At 60.7% G+C, this 16218-nt stretch carries 11 protein-coding genes and 1 pseudogene; 4 read left to right on the forward strand and 8 right to left on the reverse strand.

Annotated elements, in window-relative coordinates; all coding sequences use genetic code 11:
- Positions 1-71 precede the first annotated feature (71 nt).
- From preA to hydA, 3 genes are all read right to left on the reverse strand, one after another.
- Positions 72-1358, reverse strand: a complete 1287-nt coding sequence (gene preA, locus CEC48_RS28745; RefSeq protein ID WP_088426885.1) for an NAD-dependent dihydropyrimidine dehydrogenase subunit PreA — start codon at positions 1356-1358, stop codon at positions 72-74.
- Entirely contained in the window at positions 1358-2725 is a 1368-nt protein-coding gene (locus CEC48_RS28750; RefSeq protein ID WP_088426887.1) for an NAD(P)-dependent oxidoreductase, read from the reverse strand. The genes preA and CEC48_RS28750 overlap by 1 nt, the downstream gene beginning before the upstream one ends.
- A gap of 152 nt (positions 2726-2877) precedes the next feature.
- Positions 2878-4317: a dihydropyrimidinase gene (hydA, locus tag CEC48_RS28755; protein ID WP_088426888.1), complete on the reverse strand. Its 1440-nt coding sequence runs from the start codon at positions 4315-4317 to the stop codon at positions 2878-2880.
- 601 nt (positions 4318-4918) lie between these two features.
- On the opposite strand from hydA, the gene CEC48_RS28760 reads away from it, so the two are divergent.
- Together CEC48_RS28760 and CEC48_RS28765 are read left to right on the forward strand one after the other, a co-directional pair.
- Positions 4919-6406 carry an NCS1 family nucleobase:cation symporter-1 gene (locus CEC48_RS28760; protein ID WP_088426890.1) on the forward strand — a complete coding sequence of 496 codons (1488 nt, stop codon included), beginning with the start codon at positions 4919-4921 and terminating at the stop codon, positions 6404-6406.
- Between the two features lie 112 nt (positions 6407-6518).
- Complete coding sequence (locus CEC48_RS28765) at positions 6519-7802, forward strand: Zn-dependent hydrolase (protein ID WP_088426891.1); 1284 nt, start codon at positions 6519-6521, stop codon at positions 7800-7802.
- A 22-nt stretch (positions 7803-7824) separates the two neighbouring features.
- Here CEC48_RS28765 and CEC48_RS32000 read toward each other — a convergent pair.
- The 4 genes and pseudogenes from CEC48_RS32000 to CEC48_RS28780 all read right to left on the reverse strand — a co-directional run.
- A pseudogene (locus CEC48_RS32000) lies at positions 7825-7944 on the reverse strand (outer membrane lipoprotein carrier protein LolA); the annotation flags it as partial.
- 663 nt (positions 7945-8607) lie between these two features.
- Positions 8608-10026 carry an efflux transporter outer membrane subunit gene (locus CEC48_RS28770; protein ID WP_088426893.1) on the reverse strand — a complete coding sequence of 473 codons (1419 nt, stop codon included), beginning with the start codon at positions 10024-10026 and terminating at the stop codon, positions 8608-8610.
- Complete coding sequence (locus CEC48_RS28775) at positions 10010-11176, reverse strand: efflux RND transporter periplasmic adaptor subunit (protein WP_088426895.1); 1167 nt, start codon at positions 11174-11176, stop codon at positions 10010-10012. The genes CEC48_RS28770 and CEC48_RS28775 overlap by 17 nt, the downstream gene beginning before the upstream one ends.
- Positions 11166-14387: an efflux RND transporter permease subunit gene (locus CEC48_RS28780; RefSeq protein WP_088426896.1), complete on the reverse strand. Its 3222-nt coding sequence runs from the start codon at positions 14385-14387 to the stop codon at positions 11166-11168. The genes CEC48_RS28775 and CEC48_RS28780 overlap by 11 nt, the downstream gene beginning before the upstream one ends.
- A gap of 216 nt (positions 14388-14603) precedes the next feature.
- On the opposite strand from CEC48_RS28780, the gene CEC48_RS28785 reads away from it, so the two are divergent.
- Positions 14604-15014, forward strand: coding sequence for a hypothetical protein (locus CEC48_RS28785; RefSeq protein WP_088426898.1), 411 nt, complete (start codon positions 14604-14606; stop codon positions 15012-15014).
- Between the two features lie 4 nt (positions 15015-15018).
- Here CEC48_RS28785 and CEC48_RS31665 read toward each other — a convergent pair whose 3' ends face one another.
- Positions 15019-15180, reverse strand: a complete 162-nt coding sequence (locus CEC48_RS31665) for a hypothetical protein (RefSeq protein ID WP_176438801.1) — start codon at positions 15178-15180, stop codon at positions 15019-15021.
- A gap of 263 nt (positions 15181-15443) precedes the next feature.
- Here CEC48_RS31665 and CEC48_RS28790 point away from each other — a divergent pair, with 263 nt between their 5' ends.
- On the forward strand, positions 15444-16073 hold the full coding sequence (locus tag CEC48_RS28790) for a peptidase C39 family protein (protein ID WP_088426900.1): 630 nt from the start codon (positions 15444-15446) through the stop codon (positions 16071-16073).
- The last annotated feature ends 145 nt before the right edge of the window (positions 16074-16218 follow it).

The raw sequence follows: 16218 nt of genomic DNA on the forward strand, positions 1-16218 counted from the left end.
GACAGGTTTCAGTCACCGGATGTGTTGACTGACACACCGCCTTCGCGAGCAAGCCCGCTCCCACTTTGGTTCTACAGTGCTTCGGCGGTCGCTTCGCGGTAGGGATTTCTCGGATCCTGCGTCCAGTTCAAAAACGGCTTCCCGTTATCCACCGGCACCATCTCGATACACTCCGCCACCGGGCAGGTGATCTGGCACAGGTTGCACCCCACGCACTCATCATCAATCACCTCGTACTTATGCGTCCCATCCGCCTGCTTCAAGCTGGCAATCGCCTGGTGCGACGTATCCTCGCAAGCAATGTGGCAACGCCCACACCCAATACACGCCGCCTGATCAATCTTGGCAATCACCTGATAATTGATATCCAGGTACTTCCAATCCGTCGTATTGCCCACCGCCCGCCCGGAAAACTCCTGCAGGCTGCTGTAACCCTGGCTGTCCATCCACCGCGACAGCCCGTCCTTCATCTCTTCGACAATCCGAAATCCATGCAGCATCGCCGCGGTGCACACCTGCACCGCGCCGCAGCCTAGCGCCACGAATTCCGCCGCATCGCGCCAGTTGCCGATCCCGCCAATCCCGCAGATCGGCAAACCCTTCGTCTGCGGGTCCCGGGCTATTTCCGCCACCATGTTCAAGGCGATCGGCTTCACCGCCGAACCGCAGTAACCACCGTGAGTGCTCTGGGTGCCGACCATCGGCAGGGCGACCATGCGCTCCAGGTCGACACTGGTGATGGAGTTGATGGTGTTGATCAGCGACACCGCATCCGCACCCCCGCGATACGCCGCCCGCGCCGCTACGCGAATGTCGGTGATGTTCGGCGTCAGCTTGACGATTACCGGCAGCGAGCAATAGGTCTTGCACCAGCGCGTCACCTGTTCCACATACTCCGGCACCTGGCCCACCGCCGCGCCCATGCCGCGTTCCGGCATCCCGTGGGGGCAACCGAAGTTCAGCTCGATGCCGTCGCAGCCGGTGGCTTCAACCAGCGGCAGGATGTGTTTCCACGACGCTTCAACGCACGGCACCATCAGCGACACGATCAGCGCACGGTCCGGCCAGTCCTTTTTCACCTGGGTGATTTCCCTCAGGTTGATCTCCAGGGAACGGTCGGTAATCAGCTCAATGTTGTTGATACCGAGCACTTCACGGTTGGCACCAAAGTGCGCCGAGTTGCGCGACGAGACGTTGACCGCCGCCGGGTCTTCGCCGAGGGTTTTCCAGACCACGCCGCCCCAGCCTGCTTCAAAGGCACGGACCACGTTGTAGGCCTTGTCGGTGGGCGGCGCGGAGGCCAGCCAGAACGGATTGGGGGCTTTGATACCGGCGAATACAATCGAGAGATCGGCCATTACGCAGCCTCCACATTCAGCATGAGTTGGGCGTGCATGGCTTCAGCCGCCAGCTTGCCGTGTTGCACAGCCTGGACGGTGAGGTCCTGGCCGAGGCTGACGCAATCGCCGCCGGCATACACACCCGGGATGCTGGTGCGCAGTTGCTCGTTGACGAAGATACGGTCGCCCTGGCGTTGCAACTGGTGGGCCAGCGGATCGTGCAGCGCCTCGTCGTCGAAGCCTTGGCCGATCGCCTTGAAGATCGCGTCGGCCGCCAGTTCGAAGGTTTCACCGGTAGATTGCAGGCGGCCATCGACCATGCGGGTACGGGCGAAACGCATGCCGCGCACATGGCCCTGGTCGTCCAGCAACACCTCTTCGGGCTGGGCCCAGGTCAGCAGGCGCACCTGGTTGGCCTTGGCGATGTCCTGCTCGTGGCCGGTGGCGCCCATTTCGGCCAGGCCACGGCGGTACACCAGGTTGACGTCGCGGGCACCAAGGCGGGCCATTTGCACGGCCATATCGATGGCGGTGTTGCCGGCACCGAGGACGATGCAGCGATCGGCCAGCGGCAATTGGCTGAGGTCATCGGCCTGGCGCAGTTCGCGGATATAGTCAGTGGCGGCGAGCAGGCCGGGGGCATCTTCGTGAGGCAGGCCGAGCTGTTTGCTGGCGGCCAGGCCAAGGCCGAGGAACACCGAATCGAATTGCTGGTGCAGTTCGCTCAAGGTCAGGTTGTCGCCGAGGCGCTGGCCGTGACGGATTTCGATGCCGCCGATTTGCAGGAGGAAATCCAGTTCCTTTTGCGCGAAGTCATCCACCAGTTTGTACTTGGCGATCCCGTATTCATTCAGGCCGCCGGCTTTTTCACGGGCTTCGAAAATCACCACGTCATGGCCGTGCAGGGCGCTGCGATGGGCGCACGACAAACCCGCAGGGCCCGCGCCGACCACGGCGATGCGTTTGCCGGTGGGCGCGGCGCGCTGGAACGGGTGTTCGCTGAAGTGCGCATTGTCCACGGCGTAACGCTGCAACAGGCCGATCAGCACCGGGGCGCATTCCTCGGCGTTGTTGCGCACACAGGCTTGCTGGCAGAGGATTTCCGTCGGGCACACCCGGGCGCAACTGCCGCCGAGGATATTCGCCGAGAGGATCTTCTGCGCGGCGCCCTGGACGTTTTCCGTGTGGATATTGCGGATGAACGAGGGGATGTCGATCTCGCTGGGGCACGCGTTAACGCAGGGCGCATCGTAGCAATAGAGGCAGCGCGAGGCTTCCAGTTGGGCTTGCCGGGCATTGAGCGGCGGCGCCAGGTCGGTGAAATGCGCGGCGAGTGCCGCCGCATCTTCATGGGGGTGTGGAAGATGGTTCAGGGTCTGGATCACGGTATTGTCCTCACGGTTTTTGAGGTGCTGCCTCTGGTGGGCAGTGGTTTTTTTATTGCCTGTACCGACCTCTTCGCGAGCAAGCCCGCTCCCACATTTGACCGTGTTCACAAATCGAAATGTGGGAGCGGGCTTGCTCGCGAATGGCGGCCTCAGCGTTTCACAGCAACCGGCCTGGAACGCTCCGCTCGCTTGCTCAACTGCTCAAACACCGACGGATACGCCGGCCGTTCGATGTACCGCCCCGCACCACGCTCGGCGCGCAAATCCCCATCCACCCAGACCAGCTTGCCCTGGCTGATGGTGTGGCTCGGCACGCCGCGCACGGTCTTGCCTTCGAAGATGTTGAAGTCGACTTTCTGATGGTGCGTCTTCGCCGAAATGGTCCGTGTGCCTTCCGGGTCCCACAGCACCAGATCCGCATCGGCACCCACGCGAATCGCACCTTTGCGCGGGTACAGGTTGAAGATCTTCGCGGTGTTGGTAGACGTCAGCGCGACGAACTCCTGCATCGACAAACGCCCGGTGTTCACGCCTTCGTCCCACAACAGCGCCATGCGGTCTTCGATACCGGCGGTGCCATTGGGGATCTTGCTGAAGTCATCACGCCCAGCCGCTTTTTGTTCGGCACAGAAGCAGCAATGGTCGGTGGCGGTGGTGTGCAAGTTGCCCGATTGCAGGCCATGCCACAGCGCCTCCTGATGCCCGCGCGGGCGGAAGGGCGGGCTCATCACGTAGCCCGCGGCGGTCTGCCAGTCGGGGTGTTGGTAGACGCTGTCGTCCAGCAGCAAATGCCCGGCCAATACTTCGCCGTACACCGGCTGGCCCTTGCTGCGGGCGTAGGTGATTTCATCCAGCGCTTCCTTGGTGGAAACGTGCACCAGGTACAGCGGCGTGCCGATGGTTTCGGCAATCCGGATCGCCCGGCTGGCGGCTTCGCCTTCCACTTGCGAAGGCCGCGACAGCGGGTGCGCTTCAGGGCCGGTAATGCCCTGGGCCATCAGCTTGCGTTGCAGGTGATAAACCAGCTCGCCGTTCTCGGCATGCACCGTCGGCACCGCGCCCAGCTCCAGGCAGCGCTCGAAGCTCGCCACCAACGTATCGTCGGCGGCCATGATCGCGTTCTTGTACGCCATGAAATGCTTGAAGCTGTTGATGCCGTGATGGCTGACCAGCTCGGCCATTTCCTCGCGAACCTGCTCGCTCCACCAGGTAACGGCGACGTGAAAACCATAGTCCGACGCCGACTTCTCGGCCCAGCCGCGCCACTGATGGAACGCCTCCAACAGCGATTGCTGCGGGTTGGGAATCACAAAGTCGATGATCGACGTGGTGCCGCCCGCCAATCCGGCGGCCGTGCCACTGAAAAAGTCTTCACTGGCCACGGTGCCCATGAAGGGCAGTTGCATATGGGTATGGGGGTCGATGCCACCGGGCATCAGGTATTGACCGCTGCCATCGAGTACCTCAGTGCCGGCGGGAATATCCAGGTCCGTGCCAATGGCGCGGATTAGACCGCCTGCGCATAAAACATCGGCTCGATAACGTTCATCATGGGTAATAACGGTAGCGCCACGGATCAACAGCGACATGTCGAGTTCCTCACAGGCTTGACCGGCTTGTGCCAGTTCTAAGTGTTGTAATGCATCGCGCCGCTGGAGAATTAATTCCTGTCAGCGGTGACAGGAATAGAAACTAGCCCGAGTTTTTCGAATGAGCAAGAATATTTTTAATAAGCTTATATCTGTAATAACTAATTGATTTTAAACAATAAAAAATCAAAATCACCAAAATGTAGCGACCACTCACCATTTTGACGCACTTGACAGGTTCCCAATATGAGCAACATTTCTTATTGCAAATCAGACGCTTGAGACATGCCTCTTGACGGCGGCAGTCAATAAAAATAATTGTATTGCACCAGATTGAGTCCTGAGGGTTCGGACAACTTCTGCGTTATTTGGCCTGAGTAACGCTGAAAGTAACGAAGGGCTTTTCGGTCGAGACAATAAAGCTGATAAACATCAGCGAGTTATATAAGCGGTGCGGGCACGGCGACGGTTTACGGCACGGTTATTGAGTGCGGTGGCGGTTGGCCGGGTCCCGGATGTCATGTTGTCAACGAGGTACTCCGGCCATCCTGTGCACGTCACGGGATGAGCAAAAATAATTCGAAAAAACCGTGGAGCGGCCATGCAACAGAACAGATCGCAAGTCATTGAACGCAACGGCCTGTACGAACTCGACGCCGGCCCCGACGTCCTCGACAGCCCCCGCTACAACCACGACATGGCACCCACCAAGGTGCGCGAACGTACCTGGAACAAGTGGCACATCACCGCGCTGTGGATCGGCATGTCGGTGTGCGTGCCGACCTATACCTTGGGCGGCGTGCTCACCGCCTACTTCGGGTTGTCAGTGGGCGAGGCGCTGATGGCGATCTTGCTGGCCAATATCGTGGTGCTGGTGCCGCTGACCCTCAACGCCTTTCCTGGTACCAAGTACGGCATTCCGTTTCCGGTGTTGCTGCGCTCGTCCTTCGGCGTGCTCGGCTCCAATGTGCCGTGCCTGATCCGAGCGTTGGTGGCGTGCGGCTGGTTTGGTATCCAGACGATGTTTGGCGGCCTGGCGATTCACTTATTTCTCGGCTCGATTTTCGAGGGTTGGAAATCGTTGGGCGGCACCGGTGAAGTGATCGGATTCATGATCTTCTGGACGCTGAACCTGTGGGTGGTATTGCGCGGCGCCGAGTCGATCAAATGGCTGGAAACCCTGTCTGCGCCGCTGCTGGTGGCCGTGGGCATCGGGCTGTTGGTGTGGGCGCTGCCGAATGTCTCGCTGACCGAACTGATGGCGATCCCGCCCAAGCGCCCCGAAGGCGCAAGCCTTACCGGTTACTTCATGGCGGGCCTGACCGCGATGGTCGGTTTCTGGGCCACCTTGTCGTTGAACATCCCCGACTTCAGCCGCTACGCCAAAAGCCAGAAAGACCAGATCCTGGGGCAGATTTTCGGCCTGCCGCTGACCATGTTCCTGTTCGCTTCCCTTGGCGTGATCATGACCGCCGCCTCGGTGAAACTGGTAGGCGTAACTGTCTCCGACCCGGTGACCCTGATCGGCCATATCCAGAGCCCGGTGTGGGTGGCCGTGGCCATGGCGTTGATCATCATCGCCACGCTTTCAACCAATACTGCGGCGAACATTGTGTCGCCCACCAATGACTTTCAGAACATCGCGCCCAAGCTGATCAACCGCACCACGGCGGTGATCCTCACGGGTTTGGTGGGCCTGGCGCTGATGGGCCATGAGCTGCTGAAAAAGCTTGGGCTGATCATCTCCGACGTGAGCCTGGAAACCGTCTATTCCAACTGGCTGCTGGGTTACTCAAGCCTGCTGGGGCCGATCGCCGGGATCATGGTGGTGGACTATTTCATCATCAAGAAACAGCAACTGGACCTTGCCGGTTTGTACCGCGATGACGTGTACCCGGCGTGGAACTGGCATGGATTCCTGGCCTTTGGCGTGCCGGTGGTGTTGACGCTGTTGTCGCTGGGCAGCGATGCATTCAGCTGGTTCTACAGTTATGGCTGGTTCACCGGCTCGGCATTGGGCGGGTTGTTGTATTACGCGCTGTGCATGAAGTGCGGCGCCCGCGTAGTCGCCGTGAAAACACCGCTTTAATCGATGTGCAATGCACTCAAATGTGGGAGCGGGCAAGCCCGCTCCCACATTTCGACTGGGTTCCATAGTTGGAATCGGGTCATATCATAAAAAACTGCCTGAGGAGGTCACCATGAACGCTGCCGTAGACGTTCTGCAATCCACCCATCAGCACATCAACCGCGACCGTTTGTGGCTGTCCCTGATGGAACTCGCCAAGCTCGGCGCCACCCCCAAGGGCGGCGTGTGCCGCCTGGCCCTGACCGACCTCGATCGCCAGGCCCGCGACCTGTTTGTGAAGTGGTGCGAGGAGGCTGGCTGCACCGTGACCATCGATGGCGTCGGCAATATCTTCGCCCGCCGGCCGGGGCGCAATCCCAACTTGCCACCGGTGATGACCGGCAGCCATATCGACACCCAGCCAACCGGTGGCAAGTTTGACGGGTGTTTTGGTGTGTTGGCGGGCGTGGAGGTGTTGCGCACACTCAACGACCTGAAGGTGGAAACCGAGGCACCGTTGGAAGTGGTGGTGTGGACCAACGAAGAAGGCTCGCGCTTTGCGCCGTGCATGATGGGTTCCGGGGTGTTTGCCGAGAAATTCACCCTGGCCGATACGCTGGCCAAGACCGATGCCGATGGCGTGACCGTAGACGATGCACTGAATGCCATTGGCTATGCCGGATCGCGTCCGGTAAGCGGGCACAAGGTAGGCGCCTATTTTGAAGCGCATATCGAGCAAGGCCCGATTCTTGAGGATGAAAAGAAAACCATCGGTGTGGTGCTCGGTGCGCTGGGTCAGAAATGGTTCGACCTGAAATTGCGTGGCGTTGAGGCGCATGCGGGACCGACGCCGATGCACCTGCGCAAGGATGCCCTGGTGGGTGCTGCTGCGGTGGTGGCCGCGGTTAACGCGGCTGCGTTGGGCCATCAACCCCATGCCTGTGGCACCGTTGGTTGCCTGCAAGCCTATCCGGGCTCACGCAACGTGATTCCTGGCGAAGTGCGCATGACCCTGGACTTCCGTCACCTGGCACCGGCGCGGCTGGATTCGATGATTGCCCAGGTGCGCAAGGTGATCGACGAAACCTGCGCCAAGCATGGTCTGACGTTCGAGATGACACCCACCGCTGACTTCCCGCCGTTGTACTTCGACAAAGGCTGCGTAGATGCCGTGCGGGATGCGGCCAATGGTCTGGGCCTGTCGAACATGGACATTGTCAGCGGGGCAGGGCATGACGCGATTTTCGTCGCGGAGCTTGGCCCGGCGGGGATGATCTTTGTGCCGTGTGAGGGTGGCATCAGCCATAACGAAATCGAGAATGCCGCGCCGGATGATTTGGCGGCGGGGTGTGCGGTGTTGTTAAGGGCGATGGTGGCGGCTTCGGTAGCGATTGCCAGCGGCAAACTCGCCGCATAAATCGCTGACCCTCCCAACCCACTACTGTAGGAGCGAGCTTGCTCGCGAAAAACCTGAGAGCGCCGCGTACATCCAGGCTGTACGCGTCATCGTGGACGTTTTTCGCGAGCAAGCTCGCTCCTACAGTTATGGGGCAGCGCACGGCTACTGTTGCATCCACCACTCGATCTACAAGCAACTGTACGCCCTCCAGCATCCGACACATACCCAGCACCACACTGCGCTGCGAACCATCAACCTCAAAGGCCAGGACGGAGGGTGAAGAGCAGGTTTGAATCGGAAGGAGGGTTGGAACTGTCTTTGATCATGATGTAGTTCCTGGAGAGTTAGGGACTACCATCAGGTTTTTCTCACGAACTGAAGGTGGCAGCTGTACGCGGAGTGAGAAAACCAAGACCCCAGGAGCTTGGCCACGCCGAAGCGTGCCCGCGCACAGCCGCCATAACAGCGAGCACAGAAAATGCGCCTGCACTGTGTACGTCGGGCGCTTTTGCGCCAATGGAGTCGTTCGGATTTCTCACGTCCGGTCGCTGAATTGGCAGCGACCGACGAAGACTAGTGGTGCCTGTTCCAACCAGCAACCTGAAAGAAACGTAGGAAATATGTCGTCTCCAGGATGCGCTGTAAGGTATGTCCTGCTTATTTATGCCAATGGCAGTGATTACACAGCGGTGAGTGTTTTTCTGAACAGCCGGCGGGAAGACTGAAATTGGCGGTGGCTCAGTCCAGAGATGTTTGACTGAGCCACCGCCTTCGGGAGCAAGCCCCCTCCCACATTAGAACTTCACTGCGCCTTAGGCCGGTATTATGCGTCCGGCTTCCAACCCCCACCCAGCGCCGTCACCAACCCCACACTCGCCTGCAACTGCCGCGTCTGCACAGCCTGCAACGTGCGCTGCGCCTGCAACGCCGCGGTCTGCGCCGTCACCACATCCAGGTAACTCACAGCTCCCGCCTGATAGCTGTTCATCGCCAGCGCCTGCGTGTGTTCGGCAGCATTCGCGGCGGCCTGTTCATCCATCGCCTCCTGCTGCAAATCACGCAACTGCCCAAGGTTGTCTTCCACCTCACGCACCGCCCTTAACACCTGGCTACGGTAATGCGCCGAGGCCTCTTCAAACTCCGCCTTGGCCTGGCGTTCATTGGCACTCAACCGCCCGCCATCAAAGATCGGCAGATTGACCAGCGGCCCCAGCGCCCAATACCGATTGGCCGCCGAGAACAGGTTGCCGACGCCCTGGGTTTGCCCGCCAATCAAGCCGGTCAAGCTGAAGTCCGGGTACCACGCGGCCTTCGCCACGCCGATGTTCGCGTTGGCCGCAAACACCCGTCGCTCAGCCGCTGCAATATCAGGCCGACGTTGCAGCAGATGGCTCGGCAGCTGTTGTGGAATCCCCGGCAGCGCGATCAATTGCTTGCTCGGCGGTAGCTGGAATCCACTGGCCGACACACCCACCAACTCACCAATTGCATGCTCGGTGAGGTTGCGCTGACCGCGTACATCATCAAGCTGAGCCTCGGCTTCAGCCAGCTGACTTTGCGCACGGGTCAGGTCCAGCTCCGAGGCAATCTGCCCTTCATACCGGCTACGGGTCAGTTGCAGTGCCTGGCCAAAATCATCCAGCGAACTGCTGAGAATCCTACTCTGCGCATCCAGCCCGTTGAGCTGCACAAACAACGTCGCCAACTGATGCTGCAGGCTCAGGCGTGCGACGGCCAAATCATCGCCGGAGGCTTGGGCTTGAGCATCGCCCGCCGCCACCTGATTGCGGATTTTGCCCCACAGATCCAGATCAAAGCTCAGCGCAAACCCCGCCGTGTTGCTGTTGTACACCGAAGGTTGGGTATCGCCTCGCAACGGTCGACTGTCCGATTGGCGCTGACGCAACGGCTGTGCGCTGGCGGTAATCTGCGGGAATAACCCTGCGTGCAGTTGGCTGGCATACGCCTGGGACGCATCGAAATGCGCGAGCGCCGCCGCCAGGTCCGGGTTGGCCTTGAGCAGTTGTTCCTGCAGGTCGTTCAGGCGCGGGTCCTGATACAGCTGCCACCACTTCGGTGCCAGTTGGTCGGACGGTTGCGCGCTGTGCCATGGGCCGTCGCTGGTCTGTTCACGGTACTTGGCCGGCAGGTCGATGGTCGGCGCCTTGTAGGTGGGCGCCAACGAGCAACCGTGAAGCGCCAGCAACACCAGGGCGGCCAGGGGTTTAAGCCTTGGGCGCATGGGCACCTCCGGCGTCGGCCAGTTGCACCGCGTCGCCTTCGCGCAGGGCGTCGGGCGGGTTGTCGACCACGCGGTCGGCGGGTTTCAGGCCTTGATCGATCACCAGGCGTTCGCCGAGGTCGAGGCCAATGTGGATGTCTTGCAGGTGCACGTGGTTATTGGCGTCCAGTACCGCGACCTGGGTACCTTGGGCACGGAAGATCAGGGCGCTGGCCGGGATGCTCACGCCATGGGTATCGGCTGGGATTGCCAGGGTGGCTTCGGCGTAGTCGCCGGGCAGCAGCTTGCCGTCCGGATTGTCTGCCACGAATTGCGCGAGCAACGTGCCCGAGCGGCGGTCGATGGCGGTGGAGTCGCCCATCAGCTTCGCGCTGAAGTGTTCGCCGGGATGCTCGGGCACCGTCAGTTGCGCTTCCAGACCCGGATGAATCACTGCCGCATAGTTCTGCGGCACCGGCACGTAGAGGCGCAGTTGGTGGGTGTCGGCGATGTCGAACAGTTCCGGATCGCTGTCGCTGTCGGCCTTGATCAACTGGCCGATATCGGTGTTGCGCGCGGTGATCACGCCGGCGAACGGTGCACGGATGGTTTTGTAGTCTTCCAGTGCGGACAGCCGCGCATAGTCAGCGGCGGCAGCCTGTGCGTTGGCTTTGGCGGCCAAGGCATTCGAGGTTTTTTCATCAGCCTCCTGGCGCGATACCGAATGGCTGGTCAACAGGTTTTGCCAGCGGGTGGCGGTGGTTTCCGCCAGCCGCGCGTTGGCCTGTTCCTGCACCATGCGGGCGTGGGTCTGTGCCACTTGCTGGTCGAGGTCGGGGCTGTCGATTTCGGCAAGGATTTGCCCGGCCTTGACCTGGGTGCCGATGTCGACTTTCCAGTCTTTCAGATAACCGCTGACCCGCGCATGAATCGGTGCCTTGCTCCAGGCTTCCAGGTGCGCGGGCAAGCGCAGGGTGTCGCCGGCCGCGTTCTGTTTAGGCTGGAACACCAGCACTTGCGGCACGGCGGCGGTTTCGGTCCAGGCGGTGACGGATTTTTCATGCATCGTACGGGCGTGCAGGCCGTTGGCGACCAACAGGGCGGCCAGTGTCAGGCCGCCGACACCCATGAGCATCAGACGCTTGCGCGAGGGTTTGTGATCAGACGACATGTGGGGTTTCTCCAGCAACAGCGCGAGTAGGATGACGACCGTGGACCAGGCTGAAGACCACGGGTACAAACAGCAAAGTGGCAGTGGTGGCGAGGATCAAGCCGCCGATCACGGCACGTCCCAGCGGCGCGTTTTGTTCTTCGGACAAGGCCAGCGGCAGCATGCCGATGATCATCGCCAGCGCGGTCATGCAGACAGGCCGGAAACGTGTGTAGCCGGCTTCCAGCGCCGCCTTGAGTGCGTCGCCATGTTCAGCCAGGCGCTCTCGACAGAAGCTCACCACCAGGATCGAGTTGGCGGTGGCCACGCCCATACAGAGGATGGCCCCCGTGAGTGCCGGCACCGATAACGAGGTGCCGCTGAGGAACAGCATCCACACGATGCCCGCCAGGGCTGCCGGCAGCGCGGTGATGATCACGAACGGGTCGGTCCAGGACTGGAAGTTGACCACGATCAGCAGGTAGATCAGCACTACCGCGCCGAGCAGGCCGAAGCTCAAGCCGTTGAACGCTTCATGCAGCGCATCGATCTGCCCGTGCAGGCTGATGGTCGCGCCTTTGGGGCGCATCGGGGCCATGTCATTGAGCACCTTTTGCACATCGCTGGCGACGCCGCCGAGGTCGCGGCCTTGCACGTTGGCGTACAGGTCCAGGGTCGGTTCGATGTTGTAGTGGGTCACCACCGCCGGGCTTTGTACGCGGGAGATGGTCGCTACGCCGCCGAGGATCTGCGACTGCCCATCGGCACCGGTTACCGGCAGTGCTTCCAGGGACGGCAGGCTGTCGAGGCGGTACTGCGGGGTTGCCGCCACGATCGAATACGACACGCCGTTGGCCGGGTTGAGCCAGAAGGTCGGTGCGGTTTGCGAGCTGCCGGCCAGGGACGCGACCATGCTGTTGGTGACGTCGCGCTCGGTGATGCCCAGGCCGTTGGCGCGCATCCGATCCACGTTGACTTGCAGTGACGGGTAGCCGGTTGACTGCTGGATACGCAGGTCGGCGATGCCCGGTACGTGCTTCAGGCGACGTTCCAGTTCCACGGCGTAGGCGCGGTTTTCTTCATCGCTGCGCCCGGAGATTTTCACGTCCAGCGGAGCCGGCGAACCGAAGTTGAGGATCTGGCTGCTGATGTCTGCCGGGAGGAATGCGAACTGGCTGCCGGGGAAGCTTTCGGGCAGCGCTTCACGCAGTTTTTTCACGTAGTCGGCAGTCGGTGCGTGGTCTTTTTTCAGCGAGACCTGGATGTCACCGTCCTGTGGGCCGATGGTGCCGCTGCTGCTGTAAGCCATGTCGATGCCGCTCAGCGGAATGCCGATGTTGTCGACGATGGTGTCCAGTTCATCTGCCGGAACGATCTCGCGAATCCGCGCTTCAATCCGGTCAAACGCTGCGGCGCTTTCTTCGATACGTGTACCCAACGGCAAACGTACGTGCAGGGCCATGGCGCCGGCGTCGGTGGCCGGGAAGAAGTCCTGGCCCAGGCTTGGCAGCAGCAGGAACGAGGCAAGGATGCACGCCAGGAAGCCCACGATGAAACGCTTGCGTGCGCCCAGGGCAAGGGTCAACAGGCTGTGGTAAACGTCCCGCAGGGCGGAGAAACGCCGCTCGAAACCCTGCTGGAAATTCAGCACCGATTGCAGCACGGCATTGCGCTGGGGTTTGTGCTGGTCGCCCTCGTGATGATTGATGAATTCATCTTCCGGGTGATGGCCTTGGCCTTGCTCCGGCACGTGAGGCTTGAGCAGGAACATCGCCAGGGTCGGCACCAAAGTTCGCGACAGAATGAACGAGCTGGCCATGGCGAAAATCACCGCCAACGCCATCGGGCGGAACAGATAACCGGCGATGCCTTGCAGCATGAACATCGGCACAAACACGATGCAGATACACAGCAGGGACACGAACGCCGGGCCGACGATTTGCTTGGCGCCATCGAGGATCGCGTCCTTCACCGCCTTGCCTTGTTCAAGGTGCCAGTTGATGTTCTCGATGGTCACCGTGGCATCGTCCACCAGAATCCCCACCGCCAACGCCAGCCCGCCGAGGGTCATGACGTTGAGGGTTTGGCCTGTGGCCGCCAGCAGCGCGATGGCCGAGAGCACCGCCAGGGGAATCGAGGCGGCGATGATGATGGTCGAGCGCCAGCTGCCGAGGAACAGCAGGATCATTGCACTGGTCAGCAGGGCGGCGATGATGCCTTCCTGCGCCACGCTGCCCACCGACTGTTTGACGAACACCGAGGCGTCGCCCAGCAGCGAAGTCTTCAGCGACGGCGGCAAGGTTTCATTGATGCGTGGGAGCATCTGGCGGATGCCGTCGATGATCGACAGGGTGGAGATGCTGCCGTTTTTCAGGGCAGGCATCAGCACTGCACGGTGGCCGTCGACGCGCACGATGTTGGTCTGCGGCGGCGAGCCGTCACGCACGTGGGCCACTTGGCCGATGGTGATGATCGCGCCGTCGACCGTCTTGATCGGCAGGTCGTTGAGCTCATCAATCGCCTTGGGGCTGTTGTTGAGCAGAATCGTGTATTCGTTGGGGCCGAGTTTGGCGGTACCCACCGGGATAATCTGGTTCTGCAAGGCGAGGGCGTTGCCCACGTCCTGTGCCGACAGGCCTTTGGCGGCCAGCGCTTGCGGGTCAAGGTCGAGGGTGATCTGGCGTTGCTTGCCGCCCATTGGCGTGGGCATGGCCAGGCCGGGCAGGGCGCTTAAAGGCAGGCGGATATTGTTCTGCACCAGGTCGCGGATCTTCGCTTCCGAGAGGCTGGGGCTGGAGAACGCCATCTGCAGGATCGGCACCGTGGAGGCGCTGTAGTTGAGGATCAGCGGTGGGGTGATGCCCGGTGGCATCTGCTTGAGTACGGTTTGTGACACCGCGGTTACCTGGGCGTTGGCGGTGCGGATATCCACGCCGGGCTGGAAGAAAATCTTCACGATGCCCATGCCGGGTAACGACTGCGATTCAATGTGTTCGATGTCGTTGACGGTGGTACTCAGGGAGCGTTCGTAGGTGTAGATCACCCGGCCGGCCATGGCGTCCGGAGACAGGCCGTTGTACTGCCAAACCACCGCGACTACGGGGATGCCGATATCGGGAAATACGTCAGTAGGGGTACGCAAGGCCGCCATGGGCCCAATGATGCAGATGAAAATTGCCAGCACGATAAACGTGTAGGGCTTGAGCAGTGCGGTCTTTACCAGCCCGAGCATGCCGTAACCTCCAAAGGAGTTAAATTGCAAACGCTCGCAGTCTTGACGGACCCACCTAACACGCACCTTTCAGCCAGGTGAAGGAACATTTAGTTAACGGCTGAAGATCCTTTCATATGTATTCATTTGTTCAGAAAAGGCGTGGGTACCAAGCTTGATACCGATCAAAGGGGAGTTGTTTTGCCCCTTCACTCTTTATCCATTTGGAGTTCTGCCATGTCTCTTAAACCCTTGTTGTTGATTCCGGCCTTGAGTGTTGTCCTGCTGTTGTCGGCGTGTGCCGGCCCGATGCCGAAAGCGGACCCGAGCGAAGCCTGGATCGGCCTGCAAGAGGAAGCGCCCAACGACCTGTTGGCCGAGCGGGTAGATGGAAAAAACATCAATGATGGTCGTTATTTTGAAGTGAAGCCAGGCGCGCATCGCCTGGATGTCACCTTGTTCGAAGAAGAGCCAGGGGATGAAAACCAGCAGGACTGCCGTGGGCATGTCGAGTACAACAACTTCAAGGCCGGTGAACACTACACCCTGGTGGAGACCAGCCTGGGTACGAATGTGCGCGCCGAATTGAAGGATGGGCACGGCAAGGAAGTGGCACAGGCCGAGGATTTCGATTGCATGCCGGGCTGATGTGCTAGGCGTGGTGCCCGGCGGGTTTGTGCAGCTTGCCGGGTGCTGCGGGTTTTACCTGTGGGTGATGGTGCCGGCGGGTCACGCGCATCACGCCCCAGAGCATGGCGGCGGCGACTGCCAGCCAGCCACAGATCAAAAGCAGAATCGTTGTTGTCAGGCCCATAAGTGCCTCCTCTCGCCCAGTACAGGGCACACACTGTCTTCTCAATGGACAGTCTAGCTACCCGCAGGTTGCCTGCTATTGACCAATGGTCGTGTGTGTCCAACTTGTTTGCTCTATGGCGGGCCTTTTACTGCGGTGTAAGGCTATACCCGCGCCCCAGAGCGTCCTATGATCAGGGCCCACGTCGGCAGTTGATCAAGTGAGTGAAAAAGTTGCGGTTTCCCTCGAACATTAAAACCTCCTGGTGGGTCGCCGCTTGTTTCATGGGGCTTGCGGCCTGCACCTCACACCCAAAGCCTACGAGCATCCCGGGCCTGCCTGAGGGTGTCGAGCTCAAGGGCGTGCCGGCTTTTCGCGGTGAGACGTACCTCGGTGGCCCGGCTGCTTTGGCCAGCATGCTGTCTCAACAAGGCATTGTGATTACACCGGGCTTGTTGGATAAGCCGTTGCACTTGCCGGGTGCCGAAGCGGACCTTGAGCGCAACATGCAGGTGCTGGCCCGTGAGTACGGGATGCTGGTGTACCCGCTCGAAGACCAACTGCCTGCGCTGCTTGCACAGGTGGCGGCCGGGTACCCGGTGATGACGCGCATCACCCAGGGCTCGACGTTCTGGGCCGGGCCGCGGTATGTCGTGGTGGTGGGTTACAACAAACAGAAGAGTATGGTGCTGCTGCGTTCAGGGTTGGCGCGACGCATGCCGATGGACTTCAGCGCCTTTGAGTCGGCGTGGAAAGATGCCGGCAAGTGGGCCGTGCTGATTCAGCGCCCCACGCAATTGCCGGCCAAGGTCGACGCCCAACGCTGGCAGCAGGCTGCCAGTGCTACGGCCCAGGCGGGCCAGGAACAAGCGGCGGCCCAGGCGGTCAAGACGCTGGCCAGTCAGGCCAAATAAAAAACGGCGCTCAAGGGCTAATGCCAGTCAGTTAAGCTGACTGGCTTTTTTATTTCTGATCGGATATTTCGGTGATTTGAGCCGGATGGCCCGCGGATAAATGCGCTCCTCACGCCGATGAGGCAGGACGTAATGCATGGCTGAG

Source organism: Pseudomonas sp. K2I15, from assembly GCF_002204795.1.
Taxonomy (GTDB): domain Bacteria; phylum Pseudomonadota; class Gammaproteobacteria; order Pseudomonadales; family Pseudomonadaceae; genus Aquipseudomonas.

Coding starts and splice junctions, on each gene's coding strand:
- CEC48_RS28770 (WP_088426893.1), bottom strand. CDS start 10,026: ATGCGCCCAAGGCTTAAACCCCTGGCCGCCCTGGTGTTGCTGGCGCTT.
- CEC48_RS28760 (WP_088426890.1), top strand. CDS start 4,919: ATGCAACAGAACAGATCGCAAGTCATTGAACGCAACGGCCTGTACGAA.
- CEC48_RS28785 (WP_088426898.1), top strand. CDS start 14,604: ATGTCTCTTAAACCCTTGTTGTTGATTCCGGCCTTGAGTGTTGTCCTG.
- preA (WP_088426885.1), bottom strand. CDS start 1,358: ATGGCCGATCTCTCGATTGTATTCGCCGGTATCAAAGCCCCCAATCCG.
- CEC48_RS28775 (WP_088426895.1), bottom strand. CDS start 11,176: ATGTCGTCTGATCACAAACCCTCGCGCAAGCGTCTGATGCTCATGGGT.
- hydA (WP_088426888.1), bottom strand. CDS start 4,317: ATGTCGCTGTTGATCCGTGGCGCTACCGTTATTACCCATGATGAACGT.
- CEC48_RS28765 (WP_088426891.1), top strand. CDS start 6,519: ATGAACGCTGCCGTAGACGTTCTGCAATCCACCCATCAGCACATCAAC.
- CEC48_RS28780 (WP_088426896.1), bottom strand. CDS start 14,387: ATGCTCGGGCTGGTAAAGACCGCACTGCTCAAGCCCTACACGTTTATC.
- CEC48_RS31665 (WP_176438801.1), bottom strand. CDS start 15,180: ATGGGCCTGACAACAACGATTCTGCTTTTGATCTGTGGCTGGCTGGCA.
- CEC48_RS28790 (WP_088426900.1), top strand. CDS start 15,444: ATGGGGCTTGCGGCCTGCACCTCACACCCAAAGCCTACGAGCATCCCG.